Here is a 23,101-nt window from a genome sequence, read left to right on the forward strand (position 1 = left end):
GCTCTATCCCATGACCCGCGCCGCGATGCTGCCGAGCAGGATCGCGGCGACTGGGCCGACCGCGAGGACCCGGCGCCAGCGCGGGACCGCCCAGACCTCGCGTTGACCGAGCATCAGCGCCGCCGCCGCGCCCGTCGCGGTGATCGTCCAGAAATGGTAGCGGACTTCCGAGGCGACGCTGAGCGGCAGGTAGCTCAACGCATAGAGCAGCGCGGACCACGCCAGCGCGGACGCGACGTCGGCGTCCTTGCCGCCCGGCTGGCTTATCGTCGGTCGCAGCACGACGAGTCCGAACGCCAGCGCGATCCAGCATGCCGGCCAGCCGAGCGGGGTTGCGAGGGCCATCGTCGCGACCGTGGTGATCCCGCGGTTCAGCGCGTTGGGCGCGACAGCATAGCCCCAGCGGTTGGGATCCGAGGCGAGCGACAGGCCGGGAAGGTCACCGTCCCGCACCAGAAAGCGCGTATTGCGATCAAAATGCGCCAGCCGATGGTCGAGATATGCCAGCGGATGCGCCACAATCGCGGCAAACCACCAGCGATATGCGGCATGATGCGCGCGTAACGGCGCTTGCACGGTCTCGAATCCGATCGCGCACGGCTCCTCTCCCCACCAGGCGTAGCGATCCCAGGACACGGGCGAGTAACAGGCGCGATTGACCGCCACCGGGTTGGCGACCTCGGTCGGTGGGAAGACGTTCGCGTTCGCGAATCGCCCGATCCCGCCAAGATCGTAGATCACCAACGACAGCTCCACCCCGCTGCGCTGTGCGCGCAAGGCCGCGTTCGCGAGGGGGAGGGCGAGGAGCAACGGCACCACCGCCAGCACCACCGTCGCGGTGAATCGCGCGGGCGATCGGCGCCACGCCGGCGGTGTGAGCGCAACAAGCAGCGGCAGACAGGCCGGAACCGCGTTGAACCGCAGCGTTGCGGCGGCAATCAGCAGGATTATGGCGGCGAATTTCGGCCGTCGGTGGTGCTCGGACGGCACCGCGATCAACCCTGCGGCCAGCAGCAGCGTCCCCGCGAACAGGCTGTCCTTGAGGATCGTGCCGAGCAACACCAGCGCGATCGGCGACGCTGCGAACGCCAGGATCGCGATACTCCCCCAGCGCTGTCCCCGGCGCAGCGCGGCGACTGCGAGCAAGCCGGTCCCGCTCGCGTACAGAATGGCTTGCAGCACGAGCATCGGCGCTGGTCCCGCCGCGCCATGCCGCAGCTGGTGCCACAACCAATTCATCGCGGGCGGGTGCCAATCGTCATAGCGTCCGCTAACCGCCTGGCCATATTGGCGGATCGCATCCCACGTCATGATTCCGGGCCAGAACGCCGCCAGTTCGACAAGCGTCGCAAGCGTGATCAGCAGCGCGACGCGGGGGACCGGGCGGATGGCACTTCGCATGGATCGCGGTTAGCATGTTCAACCGGAGGGTCGTCACGCAACAATTGCAGAGGATTGCAATTTTGCGCGGAAGGATTGACTATAAGGGGTAATATATCCGGGGGAGTTTCATTTTGGCTCAGGCTGTATTGATTGCGGATGATCATCCGATGTGCGCGACGGCGCTTGCGATGGCGACAGAACAGGTCGCGCCGGGCGCAGACACGGTCAAGGTTGGAACGATCGCGGAAGCGGTGTCGGTTGCGGAGCAACGCCGGTTTGACTTGATCCTGCTCGATTTGATGCTCCCGGACGTGCAGGGCTTTGCCGGGTTGTTGATGCTGCGCCGGCTCCAGCCGCGCGCGACAATCGCGATCGTCAGCAGCACCGACGAACCCGCGGTCATGCGCCGCGCGGCGCGCGAGGGCGCGAGCGGCTACATCCCCAAGAGCGCCCCGATGAGCGCGATGGTCGAGTCGATCCGTTCGCTGCTTGCGGGAGTCAACGCGTTCCCGGCCGAAATGCTCGACCCGGACCCCGCCGGGACGGTGGTTCCGTCGCGGATCGGCGAATTGTCTCCGGCACAGTTCCGCGTCCTGCGTGCGGCGGCGGATGGCAGCCAGAACAAGCAGATCGCCTACGAACTCGGGATCGCCGAAACGACCGTGAAGACGCATTTCGCGCAAATCTTCCGCAAGCTCGGCGTGACCAACCGAACGCAGGCAATTCTTGCGCTCCAGGCGCTGGATGTCGCCGCCTGAGTGTCGTATAATATTGTTTTATAAGGTTTAAATCTGGAGCCCTATCAGGGGGCGGGCGTCCTGCGCGCTTCCTCGATCGCCGCCATGGTCCGCACCGCCAGGTCTTGCAGCGTCTCGCTTGTGCGACATTCGCCACGTTCGATCGCAAGGCACGCCAGCCCGAGTTCGAGCGCGCCGATCCCATTGCACGCCCCGCGCAGCGCATGCGCTTCGCGCTCGGCCCGCACATAATCGCCCCCGCCGAGCGCCCCGGCGATCGCCTCGCTCCGCGCCGCGATGTCGCGCACCATCATTTCGAGCAGCCGGTTCGCATCCGCTTCCCCAACCGCACCCCGCAGATCGACCAGCCGCTCGCAATCGAGCAGCGCGACGGGCGCCGGCGCCGCCTTCGCCGCGCCGTTTGCGCCAGCCAGCAGCGTGGTGACGTTGGCGATCAGTTCCTCGGGCGCGAACGGCTTGCGAACGTACGCGTTCGCACCGGCATCCAGCGCCATCTTGACGTGCCAGTCGCTGCGTCGCGCGGTAAGGATCAGCACCGGCAAGTCGCGGAACATCGCCGACGCCCGCATTTCGCCGAGGATCGTCAGGCCGGTCTTCCCGGGCAGCGCACAGTCGAGGATTACAAGGTCCGGCCCGCTTTCCCACAGGCTGTCGAGCGCATCGGCGCCGTCGCGGACCGACACCACCGTGTGTCCCAGCGGGGTCAGCGTCCGGGCAACGATTGCGCAGATCAATTCGTCGTCGTCGACAATGACGATGCGGGCCATCGGCTACCCCGTTCGCTTGATGCGCTGCAACTGCGCATGACCAGAGCGAAGCGCGCTTTCGCGCTGCGCCGTGGTCGGATCATCAAGTTGGTCATCGATTTCGCGCGCGACCGTCCCCAGTTCGCCATGCCCGAAGAACGCCGCGGTTCCGGCAACCTGGTGGAGCGCATGGCGAAGCGCATCGATTGCCGCGGTATCGATCGTTTCCAGCGCCATCGTCGTGTCGTACAATGCGAACAACTTACGAACACGCGCGTCGAACTGCCCCTGAAGTTCTTCGTCGTCATTGGTTGCCGGCGCAACAATGAGCGAACGCCTGGGAACCGCCCAACGCCGCACGATCTCGTCGAGCGCACCCATTTGGACCGGTTTCGCAAGATGTCCCTGCATCCCCGCCGCGACACAGCTTTCTACGTCACTGGCATAGGCGTTCGCGGTCAGCGCAACGATCGGGAGCGTTTCGGCTGAAATACCGGATTCCCGAATCCGTTTGGTGGCTTCGATCCCGTCCAGTTCTGGCATTTGCATGTCCATCAATATCAGCGCGAAAGGCGTGCCCGCGCTGTTCGCGCTTTCGACCATCGCGATCGCATCCAACCCTGTGCGGGCAATCTCCGGACGGTAGCCAAGCCGCGTTAGCATAGCCTTAATAAGGGTCTGATTGACCTCATGATCTTCCGCGACCAGCACGCGGGCGCCGGGGACCGCAGGTAGCATCGGCACCTCTGCGGGCGCGGAAAGGGGCGCCGATGGCTCCGCCGGCGCAACGATCAGCGGAAGGCGAACCGTGACCGTCGTTCCGACGCCGACCGTGCTGGACAAGGAGATGGAGCCGTCCATCAATTGCGCGAGCTCGTTCGAAATCGCGAGCCCAAGCCCTGTGCCACCGTGCCGCCGCGAAGTGCTGGGATCTTCCTGAACGAACTCGTGGAAAATCGCTCCCTGGCGGTCTGCCGCGATCCCGACACCCGTATCGGCGATCGCAACGACGATCATGCCGTCTTCGCACGTCACACTGAGCCGAATCGACCCGCGTTCGGTGAACTTCGCCGCGTTGCCGAGCAGGTTGAGCACGATTTGCCGCAGCCTCAGACCATCGCCAAGCACCGCTGGAGGGACCGTGTCGGCAACCTCTACCTCGAGGGCGATACCCGCGGTGGTGGTCAGGGGCATGATCAGCCGTGCACAGCTGCGCGCAAGATGGTGCCAGTCGACCCGGTCCTGCGCGAGCGTGACATGGCCTGCCTCGATCTTGGACAAGTCCAGAATGTCGTTGAGCAGCCGCATCATCGCCTTTCCGGAATCGGCGATCATCTGGAGCTTCTGCTGTTGGTCCGCGCGAGGGTTTTCAGCGAGCAAACAATTCGGTGAACCCAAGGACGCCGTTCATTGGCGTGCGAATCTCGTGGCTCATGTTGGCAAGAAAACTCGATTTCGCCTGCGCTGCGACTTCGGCATGGCGGCGTGCAGAATCGAGTTCGAATTCAAGCCGTTTGCGTTCCGTGATGTCGCGCACTGACGAAATAATTTCGCGCGGCTCCCCCGTCACGGGGTCACGCACCAACCCGCTGTTCGATTCGAGCCAGCGCCACGTGTCAGGCTGATCGACGCGTTTCATGCGGTAAGCGACGACTTTTCGATCGATCAGGCCCGTGCCAAGGGCCGTGTGAGCGCTGAGCACTCGGTCGACGTCGTCCGGATGGTATCCGCGCAACATGTTCCGCCCGACCAGTTGGTCCGGCGTGAGGCCGACAAGATCGAAGACCGACGGTGATACATAGAGGCAGACGCCGTCGATGGTCGTGCGGAACACCGCATCGGTCGCGTTTTCCGCCAAAAGCTTCAACTGTTCGGTGCGCTCGCGCAGCGCCGCCTCGGTCGCCTTGCGGCGCGTGATGTCGACGTTAACGCCGATGAAGCCGACCTGACGGTTGGAATCGTCATATTCGCTTGCGGTGATCGTCTCCACCCAGCGGATTGATCCGTCCGGTCGGACGAAGCGGAATTCGGTCCGCAATTGATGCGAATGGAGAACGGTATCCCGCCACTCCTGCCGCAATCGAGCCAAATCGTCCGGGTGAACCGCCGGGATCCAGCCGTCCCCTAATGCCTGTTCGAGAGTCATTCCAGCGACATCCAGCCAAGCGGGATTGGCATAGATGATGCCGCCCTGAGCGTTTGAGCGATAGATGCCCGCGGGCGACAACGCCGCCAGCGTTTCAAACAACCGTTTGCTCTCGGCAAGCGCGATCCGGGATCGCCGCTGTTCCGTAATGTCGACGACCGCGCCGACGAAGCCGGTGAGAACGCCTTCATTGTCGAATTCAGCGCCGTTGACGCTCTGCACCCATAATTCGCCTCCGCCTGTATCGCGGAAGGCAAAGTCGCGGACTTTGACGACCCCCGGTTTCAGGTCTTTCCAAGCAGGTTCGCGAATGAAGGTCGCGGGGTCGGCCAGCGCTTTCATCCAGCCGGTTCCGAGCGATTCCTCAACCGTGAGGCCGATCTTGTTCGCCCATGCGCGGTTTACGTAGGTCAATCCTCCATCAGGGCCGGCGCGGAAAATGCCGACCGGTGCCGCCTCCGCCAAGCGGCGGAAACGGCCCTCGCTGTCTTCCAGTGCGCGCTGGGTCGCGACGGCTGCGGTGATGTCGCGGATCGTGCCGATCGTACCGTCAAAATCGCCATTCGGTTGCGCAAGGCGGCGGAGCGTGACCTCGATATGGCGACACTCGCCGGACGCGGTGTAGAAGCGTTGCTTGAGCGTGGTTTCCTCGATTTCGCCCGAAACGATCCGGGGATAATGCGTGGCGGCATGGGTGCGATCCTCAGGATGCAACAGCCGCGCAGTGCTCCACCCAAGGCTCTCCTCGACCGAATAGCCCGTCAGCGTTTCCCACGCCCGGTTGAGGAAAATCCAGCGACCCTCGGCATCGGTACGGAACACCGCTTCCTGCATCGCTGCCAGCAACGTGTCCGAAAAGTCCCGAGCATATTTGAGTTCGGCGCGAGTCCGGTCTCGCGTGCTCAAGATCGAGGCGAACGGAAGCCCGATGCCAAACGCGGTTGCGAGCAGCACCTGCAGGACATGGATACGCATACTGAACGTCGCGTCGATCAGCCACATCGGTCCGGACCCGCGTAGCGTCTCCACGGTCGCCACGACGGACACCACCAGGATGGTCGCCGCCGTGCCGATGATCCCGAGACGGAGCGCCGACACGATCATCATCGGCAAGCACAGGAAGGCGAGCGGATAGCGTGTCTGGCCAAACACCGCGACGGCAAGCGCTGCACTGCCGAGCAGGATACCCGCAATTTCTGGAATGCGGTTGCGGTCGATCTCGTGCCGTCTGGGCCAGGCATCGATCGCGATCAACGCAACGGGACCCGTGATCAGCATGCCCAACCCGTTTGCGAGCGACCAGGACAGCCATGCTCGCCAAGCGATCCATTCCCCGGGGCTGGCCATATGCAATGCGATGACAAAGCCCGAAACCAGCGGTGCCGCGACGGCGCAGCACAGCCCGTATCGCACGACGTCCGAAATCTCGCGCATATCGGGTTGGCGGGATTTAGACTGAAAGAACAGGGCGCAGCCAAATACGGCCTCGGCGACGTTGATGAACGGGTACGTCAGGTCCGTTTTAGTGAGGCCACCGACGGCAAAACTGGCGAGCGCAAGGCCGATCAGCGTCGCCACGATCCAACCGCCGGACCGCGTCCATCCGCTCCGCAGAATGGCGGCCGTGAGTAAGGCATTGGGAAGCCACAACGCTGCGATCGAGTCGCTGCCCACCGACAGGACGATTCCAACCCAGGCCAGCCCGAAGATCATGGCGCCGAACGCGCATCGGCCCAGCAACCAAACTCCCCGATCGAGCCACCGCCTCTGCTGATCGGATCGCTGTGGCAATGCTCTGTTCTCACTGAAGAAGGAGGAATGCCCGAATTGATAGCAAATCATGCGAACGCTGTCGTGGACCAGATGAGGTAACTCCACGGCTGTCCTACAGGAACCAGAACGGTTAATTGCCTTCCTAAGGAGGCTGCCATGACGATTGACGGACTGATCGACCGAGTTCTCGAGCAAGAAGGCGGTTACGCGAATGATCGCGCCGATGCGGGGGGAGAGACACGGTACGGCATCACCGCTGCGGTGGCGCGCGCGCATGGGTATGTTGGGCCAATGCGGCGCTTTCCGATCGCCACCGCCCGGGAGATCTACCGAAGTACCTATTGGGAGCGACCGAAACTGGATGCGGTGGCGGAATACGCGCCAGAGGTCGGGGGCATCCTCTTCGACACGGCTGTAAACATGGGGCCGTCGGTGGCGGCGACCTTCCTCCAACGATCGCTCAACGCTTTGAATCGCGGGGCGAGAGATTATCCCGACGTCGTGCCGGACGGCGCCATCGGAAGCGCGACCCTTGCCGCCTTGTCGGGCTTCGTCGCACGGCGGGGGAAGCGAGGCGAGCGTGTTCTCGTCAAGGCGATCGAGGCGTTACGCGGAGAACGCTATGTCGCCTTGGCGGAAGCTCGGCCAACGGATGAGACGTTCCTGTACGGTTGGCTAGCCAACCGGATCGGTTAACCGAGAGGAGTGGGAATATGACATTGCTGGACGGAATAATCGGGCCGATCGCCGGGATCATCGACAAGATCATTCCTGACCCGAAAGCGCGTGACGAGGCGAAGCTGAAACTGCTTGCGTTGCAAGGCAGCCAAGATCTGGAACAGGTCAAGACGCAGATCGCAGCGATCCTAGCAGAGGCGCAATCGACCGACCCCTGGACGAGCCGAGCGCGGCCCAGCTTCCTCTACGTGATGTACACGATGCTCCTGTGGTCCATCCCGATGGGGCTGATCGCCGCAGTCGAGCCGAAGATGGCAAACGACATTGCCGCGGGAATGAACGCCTATCTGTCGGGCATTCCGGAACCACTCTATGCGCTCTTCGGCACGGGGTATCTCGGGTACACGGCGGCGCGGTCCTGGGGAAAGGCGCGTGGCCTCGACAAATGATCGTGTAGAATTGCCTGGCTGCATCACTGTGCTATCCCGCTCCACCACCCCTGGAGTTGCCCGATGCGCCCTGCTTTCGCCTTCCTGCTTGCTGCGACCGCCACCCCCGCCTTTGCCGCACCGCCGCAGGTCCATGGGTTTGCCAGCCTTGCTCTGTCCCCGCAGGGAGATCAGGTTGCGTCGGTCGAGAGCACGGAGTCGCCAGGCAACAGCACGATCACGCTCCGCAGCGTACGGGGCGGCAAGGTATTGCGAAGCTTCGATCCGTGTCGCAGCGCCTGCTCGCTGTCGGGATTGACCTTCGCATCCGACGGCACGCTTGCGTGGCTCGAACGCGACCGGACTGCGGGAACGATGATGCTTGCGGTCGATAAGAACGGCAAGGTGCGTACCATCGCGACGGTCAAGGGCATCGCCCAGACGCCGCGCTTCAGTCCTGATGGCAAGCGGATCGCGCTATTGGTGACGATTGGCGCCGCGAAGGAAGCGGGCGCCGCGCAAGCCGGTGTCCGTCAGGTCGGCGAGATCGGCGAAAAGAGCGACGAACAGCGGATCGCCGTGTTCGATCTCGCGGCGGGGCCAATCGCAGCAAATGCGGTCAAGCCGGTCTCGCCGGCAGACCGCTACATTTACGAATATGACTGGACGCCGGACGGTTCCGGCTTCGTCGTCACGTCAGCCCTAGGGAATGGCGACAACAATTGGTGGGTTGCTACGCTCGATGCCATCGACGCAACCAGCGGTGTGGTCCGGACGATCGCCAAGCCCAAGACACAGCTCAATTTTCCGCGTGTGTCACCCGACGGCAAGACCGTCGCGTTCATCGGCGGTTTGATGAGCGATTTCGGCTCGGTCGGGGGCGATGTCTGGACGGTACCTTTTGCGGGGGGCGAGCCACAGAATATCACGCCGAGGGCGCGGTTGACGGTTACGTCGCTGGTGTGGACGGATGGGACAATCCGCGGGACAGCGTTGCGGGGCGATCAGGCCGGTCTGTTTTCTGCATCGAGCGACCGCGCGGACGGGTTCGGCTGGTCGCGCCCTGCCAGTTTAAGCGCGGGTGATGCCAAGGCGGCGTGGAGCACGAACGGTCAGACGGTCGCGACCGTCGCACAGGACTTTACCCATGCTCCCGCGATTTTTGCGGGGCCGGTGTCCGCACCGGTGCAGATCACGCACGAGAACGACGCAATTTCGCCTACGATGACGGCGCGTTCGATCAGTTGGAAGAACGAAGGGTTCACTGCGCAGGGCTGGCTGCTCGCCCCGCTGGGCGCGGATCCGACGAAGAAGGCGCCGATGATCACGATCGTCCATGGCGGTCCTTCGGCGGCGAACACGCCGTATTTCGGTGGTGGCTACAGCGATCTGCTCGACGCGGGCTATTATGTCTTCCTGCCCAATCCACGCGGAAGCTACGGTCAGGGCGAGGCGTTCACGGCCGCGAACAAGCGTGATTTCGGCGGCGGCGATCTGCGCGACATTCTCACCGGGATCGATGCAGCCGAAAAGGTCGCGCCGATCGACGACGCGCGGCTGGGGCTGACGGGAGGCAGCTACGGCGGGTTCATGGCGATGTGGGCCAATACCCAGACCAACCGCTTCAAGGCGATCGTCGCGGGCGCGGGGCTGTCCAACTGGGTCAGCTATTATGGCACCAACGGGATCGACCAGTGGATGCTGCCGTTCTTCGGGAAGACCCTGTACGAGGACCGCAAGGCGTATGAAGACGATTCCGCCGTGAATTTCATCACTCGTGCGAAGACCCCGACCTTCATCTACGTCGGCGAGCGGGACATTGAGGTTCCGCCGACCCAGTCGGTCGAATATTGGCATGGCCTGAAGGACCAGGGTGTTCCGACGAGCCTGGTGATCTATCCGGAAGAGGGGCATGGCATTCGCGCACCAGCCAATTCTGTCGATCTACGGAGACGGACGCTGGCTTGGTTTGACCGGTACCTGAAGCCCGTACAGTAGGTCCGCTCGGCATATCTTCATGATGCAACGTCCCGGCCCTGTGCCGGGGGGTGGGCGACGGGAGGTTTTCGCGCAGCGAACCGCATCACTAGCCTTTCACGTCGCCGTAACAGCGTGATGCTACGACAAAGGCTGGCCGGACTCTTTCCATTTATCTAGGATTTCGGAAGTGTCGGGCAACTTTGGTTCCGGCGGCGTAAGCGCGGTTTTCAGGACGCTGGCTTCCTTCGCAACGGGCGCCTGAGCGGGCCGGACGGGTATGGGCGCGCTTCGGGTCGTGGCGACTTGGAGCGGCCCGGGCACGGGTTCGCCACCCCGATAGACTCGGCGGAACGCAGCGAACGTTCCTGAGCGCCCTTGCCAGCGGTGGAAGAAATGCGCGCCTACTACGGCGGTCATCACGAGGCTTCGGTTCCAGTCGGGCGTCACCGCAAACGTGTGGTAATGAGTCGCTAGGCCAACATCGCGCATCACGCCGCCATCAAGCGCCGCCGCCGCCACACCCAGAGCCCGCGACCATGCGGCCTGATCGGGCATGCCGCGCGTGATCGCACCGTTGCACGCAAAGCTGAACTGGCAATGCCCCTCCGTCGAACCCTGATAGATGACGCCGCAAATGGTCACGGGGAAGGCCGGATGGCGCACCCTGTTCAGAATGACTTGGGCGACCGCGCGTTGACCCGCGACCGGTTCCCCACCTGCTTCATAATAGATCGCCGCGCTCAAGCACTGGAGTGCGCGGCCGCGATCGGTCGGACTGGCGCGGGCGGTGGAGAAAGGCGCGGCGGCACGCACCGTTCCGTCCCCACCCAGCAGTCGCGCCAGTAACGGCAGCGCGCCAGTTGTTCTGATCGCTGTGGGCGTTGCGGTGTCCTCGGCGTAAAAATAGGCGGCACCCGGGAAATGATCTTCTGTGTCGAAGCCGTTCTTGTCCGAATCGATTTGCTCGGCCTTGGCGGTCTGGTCGACGATCGCCCGCATCGCCGAAATGCCGCACAGCGCGACGACCACCATCGCACATCCAACACCCAGCAGGCGAACAGGCGCTGGGGCGAAACGATAATCGTAAAGGCGGCGCGCAAGATCCATTCCCCCGCGAATAGCGCGTCGGGGTTACCAGGTTGCTGACGCTTGTTCTCAGGAGGGAGGCCAATCCGATCCCGGCAATCCTTGCGCCGCATTGACGCTAGGAAGGAACCCGAAAGTCCACATCGCGTCGCCGCACGCGTTGGAGACTCCGGGCTCAGCCCTCTACAAGAACTCGGCTGGCCATCAGCGCAGCGCTTGCGCCTCCAACTTGAGGGCGCCCGCTGGGATCACCTCAAGGCGGGGATAGGTCTTGCGGAGCGGGTCGACGAAATCCTTCGCATCCCCGACCACGACGATGCTCGCTGCTGCTGGATCGAGGAGCGCCGCCGCCGCTGCTTGGACCGCTGAGGGTTCGACTGCCGTGACCTTGTCGACATAGGTGCCGAGCTCACTCAGCGGCACGCCCTGCACGACGTAGCCGCCGACGGTCCCGGCGATACCACCAGTCGTTTCGGTCGCGCGGCCGAAATTGCCGATCAGGACCGCCTTGCGTGTTTCCAGTTCGGCAGGCGTCACCGCTTCGACGCCGAGGCGCTTCATCTCGGCGAGAATGATCGACACCGTCTCGGGGGCGGACGGATTTTTCGTCGACGTTCGACCCGCGATCATCCCGGGCTGACGCCCTGCCTGAAGCGAACTGCCAGCGCCGTAAGCGAGTCCGCGCTTGATACGGATTTCCTGGTTGAGCCGCGAAGAGAAGCCGCCGCCCAGAACCGTATTGGCGACCGCCGTCGGATAATAGCGAGGGTCATTGCGGGCCAATCCGGGGCGCGCGACCACGACGCCGGCTTGGCCCGCACCCGGCATGTCGATGACGACGACGCTTGGTTTGGGGTAATTGCCGGCCGCAACGCGCGCCTGCGGTGCCGCGACCGCACGCCAGCCCGCAAAGCTTGTCTCCGCCAATTGCCGTGCGCGTACCGGGGTGACGTCGCCCACCATCACCAACGTTGCCTGTTTTGGTGTCCAGGTTGCAGCGTAGGCGTGGCGGATGTCGCTTGCGCCGATTGCCTTGAGCGACGTCGGCGTCCCCTCCAGCGGATGGCCGTACGATGTTGTGCCGAGCGCCGCGCGCGCGGCAACGAGGCCAGCGAGTTGGCTTGGGTTCTTCATCGCGACTTGTACGCCATCAATCGCCTGCGCCCGCGCGCGTTCGATCTCGTCGGGCTGGAAGGCCGGGTTGCGCGCGACGTCGGCGAGAATGCCAAGTGCGGGGGCCGCCTGGTCAGATTTGACGGTGATGTCGACGCTCGCGCCATCCCAGCTTGCGTCGCTCGAAATAGCGCCGCCGAGCGTCTCGATCTGTTGCGCGATGTCGGACGCGCTGCGGGTCTTGGTGCCTTTGGTCAATAGCGTCGCGGCCAAGCTGTTGACGCCGGGCAGCGTGGCGGGATCATTCGAGCCGCCACCTTGGCCAACCAGCAATGCCGTGATCAGCGGCAGGTCATGCTTTTCGACCACCACGACCCGCATTCCGTTCGCAAGCGCGAATTCTACCGGCTTCGGGCTGCTCGCCTGAACTGTCGCGGCGGGGGCGGGAGGCGCGATACGGTCGGCGACGCTGGCAGGGGTGACGATCTGGACGTCTGGCGGGGTGACGAGCTTCTGCGCGATCACGCTGTCCGCGACCGCAATCGTATCGCCTTTCGCGCCGTTCGCGCTTTCGGCGGGGAGGTAACGGATCGTCGCGGCACGATTGTCCTGCAGATATTTGCGCGCAACGCGCTGGACGTCGGCGGCGGTGACACGGCCGATTGCTGCGAGTTGCCGGTCGGCGGCGTGCGGGTCGCCGTCGATGATCGTCGCTTGCGCGATCGTGCGGCCCTTGCCCTCGGCGGTTTCGCGACCGAGCAGTTCAGCGGTGACGATCTGGTTCTTCGCCTTCGCCAGCTCAGCCGGGCTGACCGCGGTGTCGCGCATCCGCGCAATCTCGCGCCGCAGCGCGGCCTCGCCGGTTGCGACGTCCTTGCCGCCGGCCATGATCGCGATCACCGCGAAGTTGCCGGGGCCTTGCTTGACGTCGAGATAGGTCTCCGCCGACTGCGCGAGCTGGTCGCGATAGACGAGGCTCTCGTACAGCCGCGAGCTTTCGCCCTGCGACAGGATCGTGTTGAGCACCGCGAGCGCCGCGCTGTCGGGGTCGCGGTCGGCGGGGATCGGGTAGCTGATCAGGACCGCGGGGAGCGGGGTGTTCGCTTCATAGACCGTGCGGCTGACGGCTTGCGTTCGCGGCGGCTCGGTCGTGGTGACGCGCGGGATCGCACGGGCCGGGCGTTTGATCTTCGCGAAATACTGGTCGACCCACTGGTTCAGTTGCGCGGGGTCGAAATTGCCCGAGACGACCAGCACCGCATTGTCGGGCCGGTAGAAAGTCGCGTGGAACGCACGGACGTCGTCGATCTGCGCGCTGTCGAGATTGTCGATGCTGCCGATCGTCCCGCGCGCATAGGGGTGGCGGGTGTAGCTGATCGCGGGGAAATATTGCGAGAACAGCTTGCCGTAGGGGCGGGCGTTGGTGTTCTGGCGGAGTTCCTCCTTCACCACGTCGCGCTCGGAGGCGAAGCTCTTGGGCTCGACCACCAGGCTTGCCATCCGGTCGGCTTCGGCGAACAGCAGGCGCTGAAGGTGGTTGGCGGGGATCGTCTCGTGATATTCGGTATAGTCGTCGTTGGTGGACGCATTGTTGTTGCCGCCGACGTCTTCGGTCAGCCGGTCCATCTGTTCGGACACCAGGTTGCGCGTCGCCTTGAACATGAGATGTTCGAACATGTGCGCGAAGCCCGAGCGGCCGGCGGGATCGTCCTTCGAGCCGACGTCGTACCACATCTGGACCGAGACGTTGGGGGTGCTGGTGTCGCGGATCGCATAGACGCGCAGGCCGTTGGCGAGCGTGCGTTCGGTGAAGGCGATCGGCTTGACGGCTGGGGCGGGGGCGGTCGGTTGCGCCTGCGCGAGAGTCGCGGGCAGCAGGGCGGCGCCCAACAGGAGGGCGGCACGGGACAAACGCATGGGGGAGACTCCGGCGGTGCAGGCTGATGCTGCACTGTGTTGCCGGGAGGTGTGGTATGTCAATCGGACAGGGAGGACAGCATGTGGTTTGCCACGGCGTCATCCGGGCCGGATCCACCGGCTTCCGTTCTGCGGCTAGCAGGACATGCGGCGCGGTGGATACCAAGAGTAGTCCGGTTTGACGGGAAGGGCAGTGTACGCCGTTCCGTCAATCCCCATCAGGGTTTTTCGCGATCCCGGTTGGTGTACATCAGCACTGCCGCGAGCGCGGCCGAACCAACTCCAACGCCGATCGCGATCGGAACGATCGGCCAGCTGTCCTTAACCGCGCTGCGGGCGGCCTCTGCGGCATCGCGGACTCGCTTGTGATCGCGGGCTGCCGCTTCGATTTCGTTGATTTCAGCCATGATTCCCTCTCGACTTTACGCTTGCGCGTTCCCCGCCTTGTACGCCTGTCGGAACGCATCCGCGAAACTTTTAAGGCGTGCTTCCGCTATCGCCGCGCGAAGGTCCGCCATCAACCCCTGATAGAACCACAGATTATGTTCGGTCATCAGCATCGCGCCGAGAATTTCCTGCGACCGCACCAGATGATGGATATAGGCGCGCGACCATGTGCCGCAGACCGGACATCCGCAGACCGGATCAAGCGGCCCCTGATCCTCGGCGAACTTCGCGTTGCGCAAGTTGATCGGGCCTTGCCGCGTGAACGCCTGGCCGGTGCGGCCCGAGCGGGTCGGCATCACGCAATCGAACATGTCGATCCCGCGCTCGACCGCGCCGACGATGTCGTCGGGCTTGCCTACGCCCATCAGATAGCGCGGCTTGTCGACCGGCAACTGGTCGGGCGCGAAATCGAGGCAGCCGAACATCGCCTCTTGCCCCTCACCAACAGCGAGCCCGCCGACCGCATAGCCGTCGAACCCGATGTCGATCAGGGCACCCGCGCTGTCGCCGCGCAGCGTCTGGTCGAGCGCGCCTTGCTGGATCCCGAAGATCGCCGCACCCTCGGCATGCGCGCCGGCGCCATCGAACGCATCGCGGCTACGCTTTGCCCAGCGCATCGAGCGCGCCATTGCGGCGGCCTGGACTTCGGGGGTGGAGGTGGTGGGGACGAGCTCGTCGAACGCCATCACGATGTCCGAGCCGAGCAGCCGCTGGATCTCGATCGAGCGTTCGGGGCTCAATGTGTGGCGCGTGCCGTCGAGGTGCGACTTGAAGGTCACGCCATTTTCGTCGCGCTTGGTCAGGTCGCTGAGGCTCATCACCTGATAGCCGCCGCTGTCGGTGAGGATCGGGCGGTCCCAGCCCATGAAATCATGCAGGCCCCCGAGCCGCGCGACGCGTTCCGCGCCGGGGCGAAGCATCAGGTGATAGGTGTTGCCGAGAATGATGTCCGCGCCCGCTGCACGGACGTCGGCGGGCTTGACCGCCTTCACGGTCGCGGCGGTGCCGACCGGCATGAAGGCGGGGGTGCGGATCGTGCCGCGGCGCATCGCGATTTCGCCGGTGCGCGCCTTGCCGTCGGTCGCGGCGATGGTGAAGGCGAAACGGGGGGAATTGGTCATCTTAGTTCCTCCCCTCCCTGGAAGGGAGGGGTCGGGGGTGGGTTGGCCCGTGGCGGGTGTGGTGCCGGTTTCAGAGCGACCCACCCCCAGCCCCTCCCTTCCAGGGAGGGGAGCAGGCGTCAGCGCTTGAACAGCGTCTCCGCCGTCGGTTCGGCGCGCGGCGCGGGTTCGCCGTGCTCGGCGGCTTCGGTGTCACGCGCGAGCTGATCGCGGTTGGCGCGCAACTCGGTGATGAGCGCCTCGCGATCCCCCTCGAGCCGCGTGTCGACCGGTGCTTCGATCCCGGCGGCCTTGGCGGCCTTGCCGACCGCGGCGTCGAGCTCGCGCTGCGTCGTCAGGCCGAGCGTGACCGGATCCTTCGGCGTGATGTTGGCGATGTTCCAGTGGCTGCGGTCGCGGATCGCCGCGATCGTCGTGCGGGTCGTGCCGATCAGCGCGCTGATCGCACCGTCGGTGATCTCGGGATGGTTGCGGATGATCCACGAAATGCCGTCGGGCTTGTCCGACCGCTTCGATACCGGCGTGTAGCGCGGGCCCTTGGTGCGGCGAACCTGCTCCGGCCCTTTCAGGATCTGCAGCCGGTAGTCCGGATTGGCCTGACCCTTGTCGATCTCGACCTGCGTCAGCTCATGCGCGCGGATCGGGTCGCGTCCGGTCAGCTTGGTGGCGGCGGTATCATCCGCAATCGCCTGAATTTCAAGGATATGGAGACCGCAGAAATCCGCGATCTGCTCGAAACTGAGCGCGGTATTGTCGACGAGCCACGATGCGGTGGCATGGGGCATAAGCGGCTGAGCCATGCGGTGAACTCCTTCAGAAACGGAAAGGGCCGCCCCTTTCGGAGCGGCCACTTGTGCTGACTTTAGATGTAGAACGGATGGGGGGAAGTGGCAAGCGCGGTTCAGACGCGCTTTTGGGGGCTGCCAGAGCCGCCGATCGGGCGATCTTTCTTACAGCATCGTGGTCCCCTGCCGCGAAGAACGTCTAGGCCGCGATCGCTTCGGGATGATTGACCGGTACCAGCGCGCCCAGGAATTGTCGCGCGCTCGCCGACCAGGTGAAGCTTTGCCCATAGGCAACACAATCCGCACGGTCCAACGTCAGCGCGGTGGCGATCGCGACGTCCAGGTCCGGGTCCATCGCGCCGACCTTCGCGGTAAGGACGTCGATCGGCCCCGTAACTGGATAGGCCGCGACCGGTACGCCGCACGCCATCGCTTCGATCATCACCAGACCGAACGTGTCCGTCTTGCTGGGGAAGACGAACACGTCGGCGGCGGTATAGGCAGAGGCAAGGTCGTCCCCGAACAGCGGACCGAGGAAATGCGCGTCCGGGTATTTGGCAGAGAGCGTGGCGCGGGCCGGTCCGTCGCCGACGATGACCTTTACCCCCGGCGTGCGTGCGGCAAGGAACGCCTCGATGTTCTTCTCGACCGCCACGCGCCCGACATAAAGCTGGATCGGACCCTTGCCTCCGTCGGCGAGCGCGCGGATCGTCGGGTCCGGCGCGATGTCCGGACCGAACGTCGACAGGTCGACCCCGCGGCCCCAGTGCCGCACCCGGGTCAGATCATGTGCCTTCAGCGTGGCAGCGATCGACGGCGTGGACGCAAGGATCGACTGCGCCGGCCAATGGAACCATCGGATATACCGCCACACCCACTCCGGGTTCACCCCCGTCCGCGCTGACACGTAATCCGGGAATTGCGTGTGATACGCCGTGGTGAAGGGAAAGCCTCGCGACAGGCACCAGCGCCGCGCGGCGAGACATACCGGTCCCTCGGTCGCAAGATGAATCGCGTTCGGCACGAAGTCCGCAAGCATCTTGCCGACCGCGGCGGTGCGGGCGAAGGCGAGGCGGATCTCGGGATAGGTCGGGCACGGCATCGAATAGAACAGGTCGGGTGAGACGATCAGGACATCGTGCCCCTGCCGCTCGAGCTCCGCGCGGACCGCCTGGAGCGTACGCACCACGCCATTCACTTGCGGGCTCCACGCGTCGGTGACGATCGCGATGCGCACCGGCGTCAGGCCGCCAGCTGCGCGATCTTCGCGCTCACCTGTGCCTTCTCCCGCGCCGCAATCTCGTCCGCCCAATGCAGCAACTCCATGCGACCGTCGAAATGCTCGACCAAGGCAGTGCAGCCCTCCACCCAGTCGCCATCGTTATAATAGGCTATGCCATCGATGTCGCGGAATTCCGCAGTGTGGATATGCCCGCAGACAACCCCGTCGACCCCACGCGATCCAGCCGCCTGCGCGATCACTTCCTCGTAATTGGAAATGAACTCGACCGCGTTCTTGACCTTCGCCTTGGCGTGCTTGGACAGCGACCAATACGGCAAGTTGAAATAGCGGCGATACGCATTAACCCAGCGGTTGAGCGCCATCAGCACGGTGTACGCAACGTCGCCGACATGCGCGAGCCAGCGGTGCGCGAGCGTGATCGCGTCGAATTCGTCGCCGTGGAGAACGAGCAGCCGGCGACCGTCCGCGGTTTCGTGGATCGCCTTGCGCCGGATCGCGACGCCGCCGAAGTCGAGCCCGGTGAACTGCCGCATCACCTCGTCGTGATTGCCGGGAATGTAGATCACGTCGGTGCCGCGCTTGGCGCGCTTCAGCAGCCGCCACACCACGTCATTGTGTTCGACCGGCCAGTAGAATTTCTTCTTGAGCCGCCAGCCGTCGATGATGTCACCGACCAGGTACATCCGCTCGCTGTCGACATGGTCGAGGAAGTCGATCAGCATTCGAGCGTTGCAGCCACGCGTGCCGAGATGAATGTCGGAAATCCAGATCGTGCGATACTTGCGGCGGAAATCGATCGGCCGTTCCGGAATGACCGGGTTCGAATGCGCGAAATCCGCGAAGTCGGCGACCGTGCCTTGGCCAACCAGACCATCGAGAGCGATCCTGGTAATTGCGTCCATCGTTCCGCCATCCCGCAAAGCCTGTGGATGACTGTGTTCTATGCCTCGCCAATGTTACAATCGCACGGATCGACCTTCATCCAACTGTCACATGGCAATATGCCCGGGGAGCGCCGCGACACGGCGCAACCACGCCTGGATTGCAGGGTAAAGACGCAGCGCGAAACCGCCGTCTTCCGCAACATGGGTGTAGGCATAGAGCGCGATGTCGGCGACGGTGAAGCGGCCCGCCGCCAGGAATGGGGTCCGCGCGAGATGTGCGTCCATCACTGCCAGCGCGGCCTCCCCGGCAGCGCGCTTCACCGGAAGCAGGGCACGCTGCACATCGTCGAGGCCCGCCTCGCCGATCGTCGTGCGCCAGAAGCGTAGCGTCGCGATGTTCGGCTCGTGATGATATTGCTCCCAGAACATCCAATGGAGCATGTCGGCGCGATCGAACCGATCCTGCGGGATCAAAGGCGACCCGTCCGCCAGGTACAGGCAGGCGGCACCGCTTTCGGGCAGAAAGTCGTCGCCGACCTGCAGAACCGGGATTCGCCCATTGGGGTTGATTCGTTCGAGAAAGGCAGGTGTCCGCGTCGCGCCCGCCGTGATGTCATATTCCCGCCGTTCCAACGGAATGCCGGCATGAGCAGCGGTCAGGCGGATCTTGTAGCAATTCCCGGACGCGGCATATTCATGCAGGATCAGGTCGGTCATGCGGCGTCTCCCCAGACAGTCGGTCTGCAAGATATGCCGCGAAAGGAACGCAATTTCACCTCGAGATCGAGACGGCGAACACATCCGCCGACATTTCGTCCCTCCGCCGCAGCTGCGCGAAACGGCGTCTGAAGCTTAGTTTTCTCCAGTCGTCTTGGTGCCTTCCGCCATTACTTCCGTAATCAGGTCCTTGCGGCTGAGCTTGCCGATCATCGTCTTTGGCATGGTCAACCGCAACACTACTTCGTCCACGCGTTCATGCCGGCCGATCTGCGGGTTGAGCCAGTCGCGCAACGCTTCGCCGCTGATGTCCGTCGTGTCGTTGAGCGTGACATAGGCGCGGGGATGCTCGCCGCGATACGGATCGGGCAGACCAACTACGAGCGCCTCCTTGATGGCGGGATGATGATACAGGACTGCTTCGATCTGGCTTGGGAAGACCTTGAAACCCGAGACCGAAATCATGTCCTTCAGCCGGTCGACGATCTTGACGAAGCCGTCCGCATCGATCGTCCCGACATCGCCGGTGCGCAGCCATTTGCCATCCGCGGTGGTCACAAAGACGTCCTCGTCGGCGTCCGGGCGGTTCCAATAGCCCTTCATGATCTGCGGCCCCCGGGCGACGATCTCGCCGGGTTCACCATCGGGCGCATCCAGTGTCGGGTCGGCCTTGTCGACCAGTCGAAGCTGCGTGGCGGGAAGCGGTTGGCCGATCGTCCCGGTCTTTCCCTCGGCCTCATAAGGGTTGGCGGAGAGTACGCCCGAGCTCTCGGACAGGCCATAGCCCTCCACCACGGTCGCACCCGTTACCTTCTCGAACTTCGCCTTCAATTCGGGTGCGAGCGGCGCGCCGCCCGAAATGCAGATTCTCAGCGAAGAGAAGTCGGTCGCACCGATCTTGGGATGGTCGAGCAGGGCCTGATACATCGTCGGCACGCCGGGGAGCGCGGTCGCCTTGGTCCGCGCGATTGCCGCCAGCACCGCCCCCGCCTCGAACCGCGGGAGCATCACGATGCAGCCGCCGTTAAGCACCGTTCGGTTGAGCACGCAGGTGTTGGCGAAGACGTGGAACATCGGCAGCACCCCGAGAATCCGGTCTGGCGCGGCTGGATGCGGGTCGATCGCCATCACCTGCCGCGCGTTGGCGGCAAGGTTCTGGTGCGTCAGCATCGCGCCTTTCGGGGTTCCTGTGGTGCCCCCGGTATATTGGATCAGGGCGACGTCGGTTTCGGGCGACAGGGTGGGACGCGGAAAGGCACCATCGTTTGCGATCAACTTGGAAAATGCCAGGATCCGGGGATCGTCCGGCCGCTTCGTCACTTCGCCGCCCTTGAACATCCGGTACAGGAGCGACTTTGCCGTCGGCAAGGCGCCGGCGATTGACCCGACGACCAACCGTTCCAGACCGCTATGGTCCAGCACGTCGAGCGCCGTTGGGAGCAGTTGGTTGGCGGAGAGCGTGAACAGTAGTCGTGTACCCGAATCCTCGACCTGATGCGCGAGTTCGGCTGCGGTGTAGAGCGGCGAGAAATTCACCACCGTCGCGCCGAGCTTGAGAATCCCGTAATACGCCGCGACATAATGGGGCACGTTGGGCAGGAACAAACCGATCCGGTCTCCCGGGCCATATCCAAGCGCGGACAGGCCGGCGGCGACGCGGTTCGCACCGTCCAGTGTTTCGGCGAACGAGTAATGGCGACCGAGGAAATCGATCAGCGGCGACTGCCCGCTCCGGGCGGCGGCTTCGTCGAATAGCGTCGCCATCGATAGGGGCGGGAAGGCGCTGTCCCAGGCAGCGGGATGACGATACGATTCGCGCCAGAGCGCTTCGGGTCTGTTCATTGACAAAGGTGTAAGCAAGGCATCCGTTGCCTGCAAGCCGTTGCAAACCGCGTCCGCCGCGCGCTTGCGACGGAACCGCCGTTCAGCCGATCGGGCGTGCCGTCCAGGTGTACAGGACGGAGATGCCCAGCAAACCCAGATCGAGCGCTGCCTTGATCTGATGCGGCATCGGATCGGACGCGTCGTGCGTCAGGACACGAATGTCCGCGGTCGGATGGTTCTTCACCGTTGCTGTTACGACCAACAGAGCACAGATCGCGATGACCATATTCCGATTGCGCACCAGGCCGTCTCCTTACGCAACCGTTATAGCCTTACTGGCGAAGGGCAGCAAGCGTGGGCGCCTGAACCGGATGGTGATGGCTCAAGAGGCGTACCCGCGCGCGATCGCGACCGGCGGACTTGGCTTCGAACAGGGCGCGATCGGCGCATCCGTAGAGCGCCTTCCAATCCTGCTCGCGTTCGAGTGCACCAATACAAACCCCGATGCTCGCGGTGATGGTCACGTCGAACGGCATCCGTTCGGCTCGCAGACTCGCCAAAATGTTTTCAGGGTCGAACGCGGTCTCCGCCGCCGTAACGACCGCAAATTCCTCTCCGCCCATGCGCGCGACCAGCGCCTCGGCTGGGACGGACTGGCACAGCGTTCGGGCGAAGACACGCAGGACTTCGTCTCCGCCGTCGTGACCGATGGTTTCGTTGACCTGCTTGAAGTGGTCGAGATCGGCAATCATCAGGATTTGCTCGCCCTCGCGTCCGATCGCATGGTGCAGGAAAGCGCGGCGATTGAGCAATCCGGTCAGCGGATCGGTATCGGCCAGCAACCGCGCGGCGATCTCCCGTTCGCGGGCTTCGTCGCGTTCGTTGCTCAACAAACGCATGCGATACGCGATGGCGACGCTCGACAGCAGCGCTTCGACCGTCATCGATACGATCGTCGAATTGTCGAGCCAGAAGTTCCACCCGATCAAGCCGAACGCGCTGACGACGCGCACGGTGGCCATGATGATCGGCACGGCCCAGGCAAGGGTGAACACCCACAGGTAGTTGCTCCGCAGCGCCCAGGCCCGCCACAACAGCGGAAGGACCATTGCCATTTGAGCGACGAAGGCAACCGAATATAGCCGATCGAAAAACCAGACGTTCCATGGCGCAAACAGGAAAAAGGCAAGCGACGCCAAAACGGTGATTGCGCTGACGATCCGCACGGATCGGCCCATCCAGCCGGCAAAAACGCGTTCTTCGAAAAATGCTCGGGCGAAGGCGAAGGCGGAAACGGTGGCGATGCCCAGGGACAGGTAGTTACACCGGATCCGATCATTGTTGGCGATGTCCGGGTACATCCAGGAGAGATAGCCCGAGGACGATATGGCGTACGCCAGCAGGCTCAGAACCATCGCGCAATAGGCGAGCTGAAAGCGGTGCCGCAGTGCCACCCAAAGCGCGAAGTTATAGCACAGCAGCGCCATGCACAGCCCGGCAAAGGCGGCATAAAGCCCTCCAAGCACGAGATTGGCCTGCCTGCTCTCGTCTACGGTCGTAAGCTCAACGTCGCGCAGGATGCCACGCAGGTTGGCGGCCCCGTCGACGTGCCACAGCAGGCGGACCAGCGGGGCCGGACGGTGCGGCAAGGCGACTTCGACCATCGCACCCAACTGCATACGACGCGAAGCGCCCTGTTGGTCCACACTTTGACGAAGGATTACGCCGTCCGCGTACACGGCATAGAGCGTTACCGTTCCTTGCCAAAGGCTTGCGCTTCGGACGTTGACCGCTCCGCTGCGACGCAACGGCGCCGAGCGAAGCCAGTAACTGCCGGGACCGAGCGTGCGTTGATCGGTTTCGCACCTAAAAGGCGCCGAGGGGAGCAAAAGCGCGTGCGCAGTAAGCCCCACGCGGTCGCGTGTGATACACGCCCTGATCGGCTCCCCAGCGCTTGTGATGGTTGCCCCAGCCGACTCGCCCGCGAGAAACATGGCGCACCACATCAGGAGAAAGGCGCACAGGCGAGAGCGGGGCGTTGGACGCATGCTCGATTCCTAGCTCCATGATGA

At 64.0% G+C, this 23,101-nt stretch carries 19 protein-coding genes; 4 read left to right on the plus strand and 15 right to left on the minus strand.

The features are described from left to right. Positions 1-3: 3 nt before the first annotated feature. Complete coding sequence (locus tag ABIC16_RS06455; RefSeq protein WP_354290475.1) at positions 4-1,401, minus strand: hypothetical protein; 1,398 nt, start codon at positions 1,399-1,401, stop codon at positions 4-6. 128 nt (positions 1,402-1,529) lie between these two features. On the opposite strand from ABIC16_RS06455, the gene ABIC16_RS06460 reads away from it, so the two are divergent. After that, positions 1,530-2,141, plus strand: coding sequence for a response regulator transcription factor (locus ABIC16_RS06460; RefSeq protein WP_277969483.1), 612 nt, complete (start codon positions 1,530-1,532; stop codon positions 2,139-2,141). A 44-nt stretch (positions 2,142-2,185) separates the two neighbouring features. Here ABIC16_RS06460 and ABIC16_RS06465 read toward each other — a convergent pair whose 3' ends face one another. From ABIC16_RS06465 to ABIC16_RS06475, 3 genes are read right to left on the minus strand one after another with little or no spacing between them, the layout of a single operon-like run. Next, positions 2,186-2,908: a response regulator gene (locus ABIC16_RS06465; RefSeq protein WP_354290476.1), complete on the minus strand. Its 723-nt coding sequence runs from the start codon at positions 2,906-2,908 to the stop codon at positions 2,186-2,188. Positions 2,909-2,911: 3 nt separating this feature from the next. Beyond that, the gene (locus tag ABIC16_RS06470; protein ID WP_354290477.1) at positions 2,912-4,222 is read right to left on the minus strand and encodes an ATP-binding protein; all 1,311 of its coding nucleotides are present in this window, start codon (positions 4,220-4,222) and stop codon (positions 2,912-2,914) included. 34 nt (positions 4,223-4,256) lie between these two features. After that, positions 4,257-6,746: a PAS domain S-box protein gene (locus ABIC16_RS06475; protein WP_354290478.1), complete on the minus strand. Its 2,490-nt coding sequence runs from the start codon at positions 6,744-6,746 to the stop codon at positions 4,257-4,259. A gap of 216 nt (positions 6,747-6,962) precedes the next feature. Here ABIC16_RS06475 and ABIC16_RS06480 point away from each other — a divergent pair, with 216 nt between their 5' ends. From ABIC16_RS06480 to ABIC16_RS06490, 3 genes are all read left to right on the plus strand, one after another. Next, positions 6,963-7,502 carry a glycoside hydrolase family 108 protein gene (locus ABIC16_RS06480; protein WP_354290479.1) on the plus strand — a complete coding sequence of 180 codons (540 nt, stop codon included), beginning with the start codon at positions 6,963-6,965 and terminating at the stop codon, positions 7,500-7,502. Between the two features lie 17 nt (positions 7,503-7,519). Then, a complete protein-coding gene (locus ABIC16_RS06485) occupies positions 7,520-7,933 on the plus strand; it encodes a holin family protein (RefSeq protein WP_277969413.1) in 414 nt (137 codons plus the stop codon). Positions 7,934-7,996: 63 nt separating this feature from the next. Next, positions 7,997-9,910 carry a S9 family peptidase gene (locus ABIC16_RS06490; protein ID WP_354290480.1) on the plus strand — a complete coding sequence of 638 codons (1,914 nt, stop codon included), beginning with the start codon at positions 7,997-7,999 and terminating at the stop codon, positions 9,908-9,910. 120 nt (positions 9,911-10,030) lie between these two features. On the opposite strand, the gene ABIC16_RS06495 is transcribed toward ABIC16_RS06490, so the two are convergent. The 11 genes from ABIC16_RS06495 to ABIC16_RS06545 all read right to left on the minus strand — a co-directional run bounded on the left by ABIC16_RS06495 (position 10,031) and on the right by ABIC16_RS06545 (position 23,023). Continuing rightward, the gene (locus ABIC16_RS06495) at positions 10,031-10,999 is read right to left on the minus strand and encodes a cell wall hydrolase (protein ID WP_354290481.1); all 969 of its coding nucleotides are present in this window, start codon (positions 10,997-10,999) and stop codon (positions 10,031-10,033) included. Between the two features lie 183 nt (positions 11,000-11,182). Beyond that, positions 11,183-14,008 carry a M16 family metallopeptidase gene (locus tag ABIC16_RS06500; RefSeq protein ID WP_354290482.1) on the minus strand — a complete coding sequence of 942 codons (2,826 nt, stop codon included), beginning with the start codon at positions 14,006-14,008 and terminating at the stop codon, positions 11,183-11,185. 218 nt (positions 14,009-14,226) lie between these two features. Then, positions 14,227-14,415, minus strand: a complete 189-nt coding sequence (locus tag ABIC16_RS06505) for a hypothetical protein (RefSeq protein WP_354290483.1) — start codon at positions 14,413-14,415, stop codon at positions 14,227-14,229. Positions 14,416-14,430: 15 nt separating this feature from the next. After that, the gene (gene tgt, locus ABIC16_RS06510) at positions 14,431-15,576 is read right to left on the minus strand and encodes a tRNA guanosine(34) transglycosylase Tgt (protein ID WP_354290484.1); all 1,146 of its coding nucleotides are present in this window, start codon (positions 15,574-15,576) and stop codon (positions 14,431-14,433) included. 119 nt (positions 15,577-15,695) lie between these two features. Further along, positions 15,696-16,376, minus strand: coding sequence for a DUF1013 domain-containing protein (locus ABIC16_RS06515; protein WP_277969407.1), 681 nt, complete (start codon positions 16,374-16,376; stop codon positions 15,696-15,698). Positions 16,377-16,560: 184 nt separating this feature from the next. After that, positions 16,561-17,598 carry a glycosyltransferase family 4 protein gene (locus ABIC16_RS06520; RefSeq protein ID WP_354292272.1) on the minus strand — a complete coding sequence of 346 codons (1,038 nt, stop codon included), beginning with the start codon at positions 17,596-17,598 and terminating at the stop codon, positions 16,561-16,563. 5 nt (positions 17,599-17,603) lie between these two features. Beyond that, on the minus strand, positions 17,604-18,506 hold the full coding sequence (locus ABIC16_RS06525; RefSeq protein WP_354290485.1) for a UDP-2,3-diacylglucosamine diphosphatase: 903 nt from the start codon (positions 18,504-18,506) through the stop codon (positions 17,604-17,606). Between the two features lie 87 nt (positions 18,507-18,593). Beyond that, on the minus strand, positions 18,594-19,205 hold the full coding sequence (locus ABIC16_RS06530; RefSeq protein ID WP_354290486.1) for a glutathione S-transferase family protein: 612 nt from the start codon (positions 19,203-19,205) through the stop codon (positions 18,594-18,596). A 135-nt stretch (positions 19,206-19,340) separates the two neighbouring features. Further along, a complete protein-coding gene (locus tag ABIC16_RS06535; protein WP_354290487.1) occupies positions 19,341-21,047 on the minus strand; it encodes a long-chain-fatty-acid--CoA ligase in 1,707 nt (568 codons plus the stop codon). Positions 21,048-21,129: 82 nt separating this feature from the next. Next, the gene (locus ABIC16_RS06540) at positions 21,130-21,330 is read right to left on the minus strand and encodes a hypothetical protein (protein WP_277969403.1); all 201 of its coding nucleotides are present in this window, start codon (positions 21,328-21,330) and stop codon (positions 21,130-21,132) included. A gap of 31 nt (positions 21,331-21,361) precedes the next feature. Beyond that, the gene (locus ABIC16_RS06545) at positions 21,362-23,023 is read right to left on the minus strand and encodes a sensor domain-containing diguanylate cyclase (RefSeq protein WP_354290488.1); all 1,662 of its coding nucleotides are present in this window, start codon (positions 23,021-23,023) and stop codon (positions 21,362-21,364) included. Between the last annotated feature and the right edge of the window lie 78 nt (positions 23,024-23,101).

Source organism: Sphingomonas sp. PvP055 (assembly GCF_040546365.1).
Classification (GTDB): domain Bacteria; phylum Pseudomonadota; class Alphaproteobacteria; order Sphingomonadales; family Sphingomonadaceae; genus Sphingomonas; species Sphingomonas echinoides_A.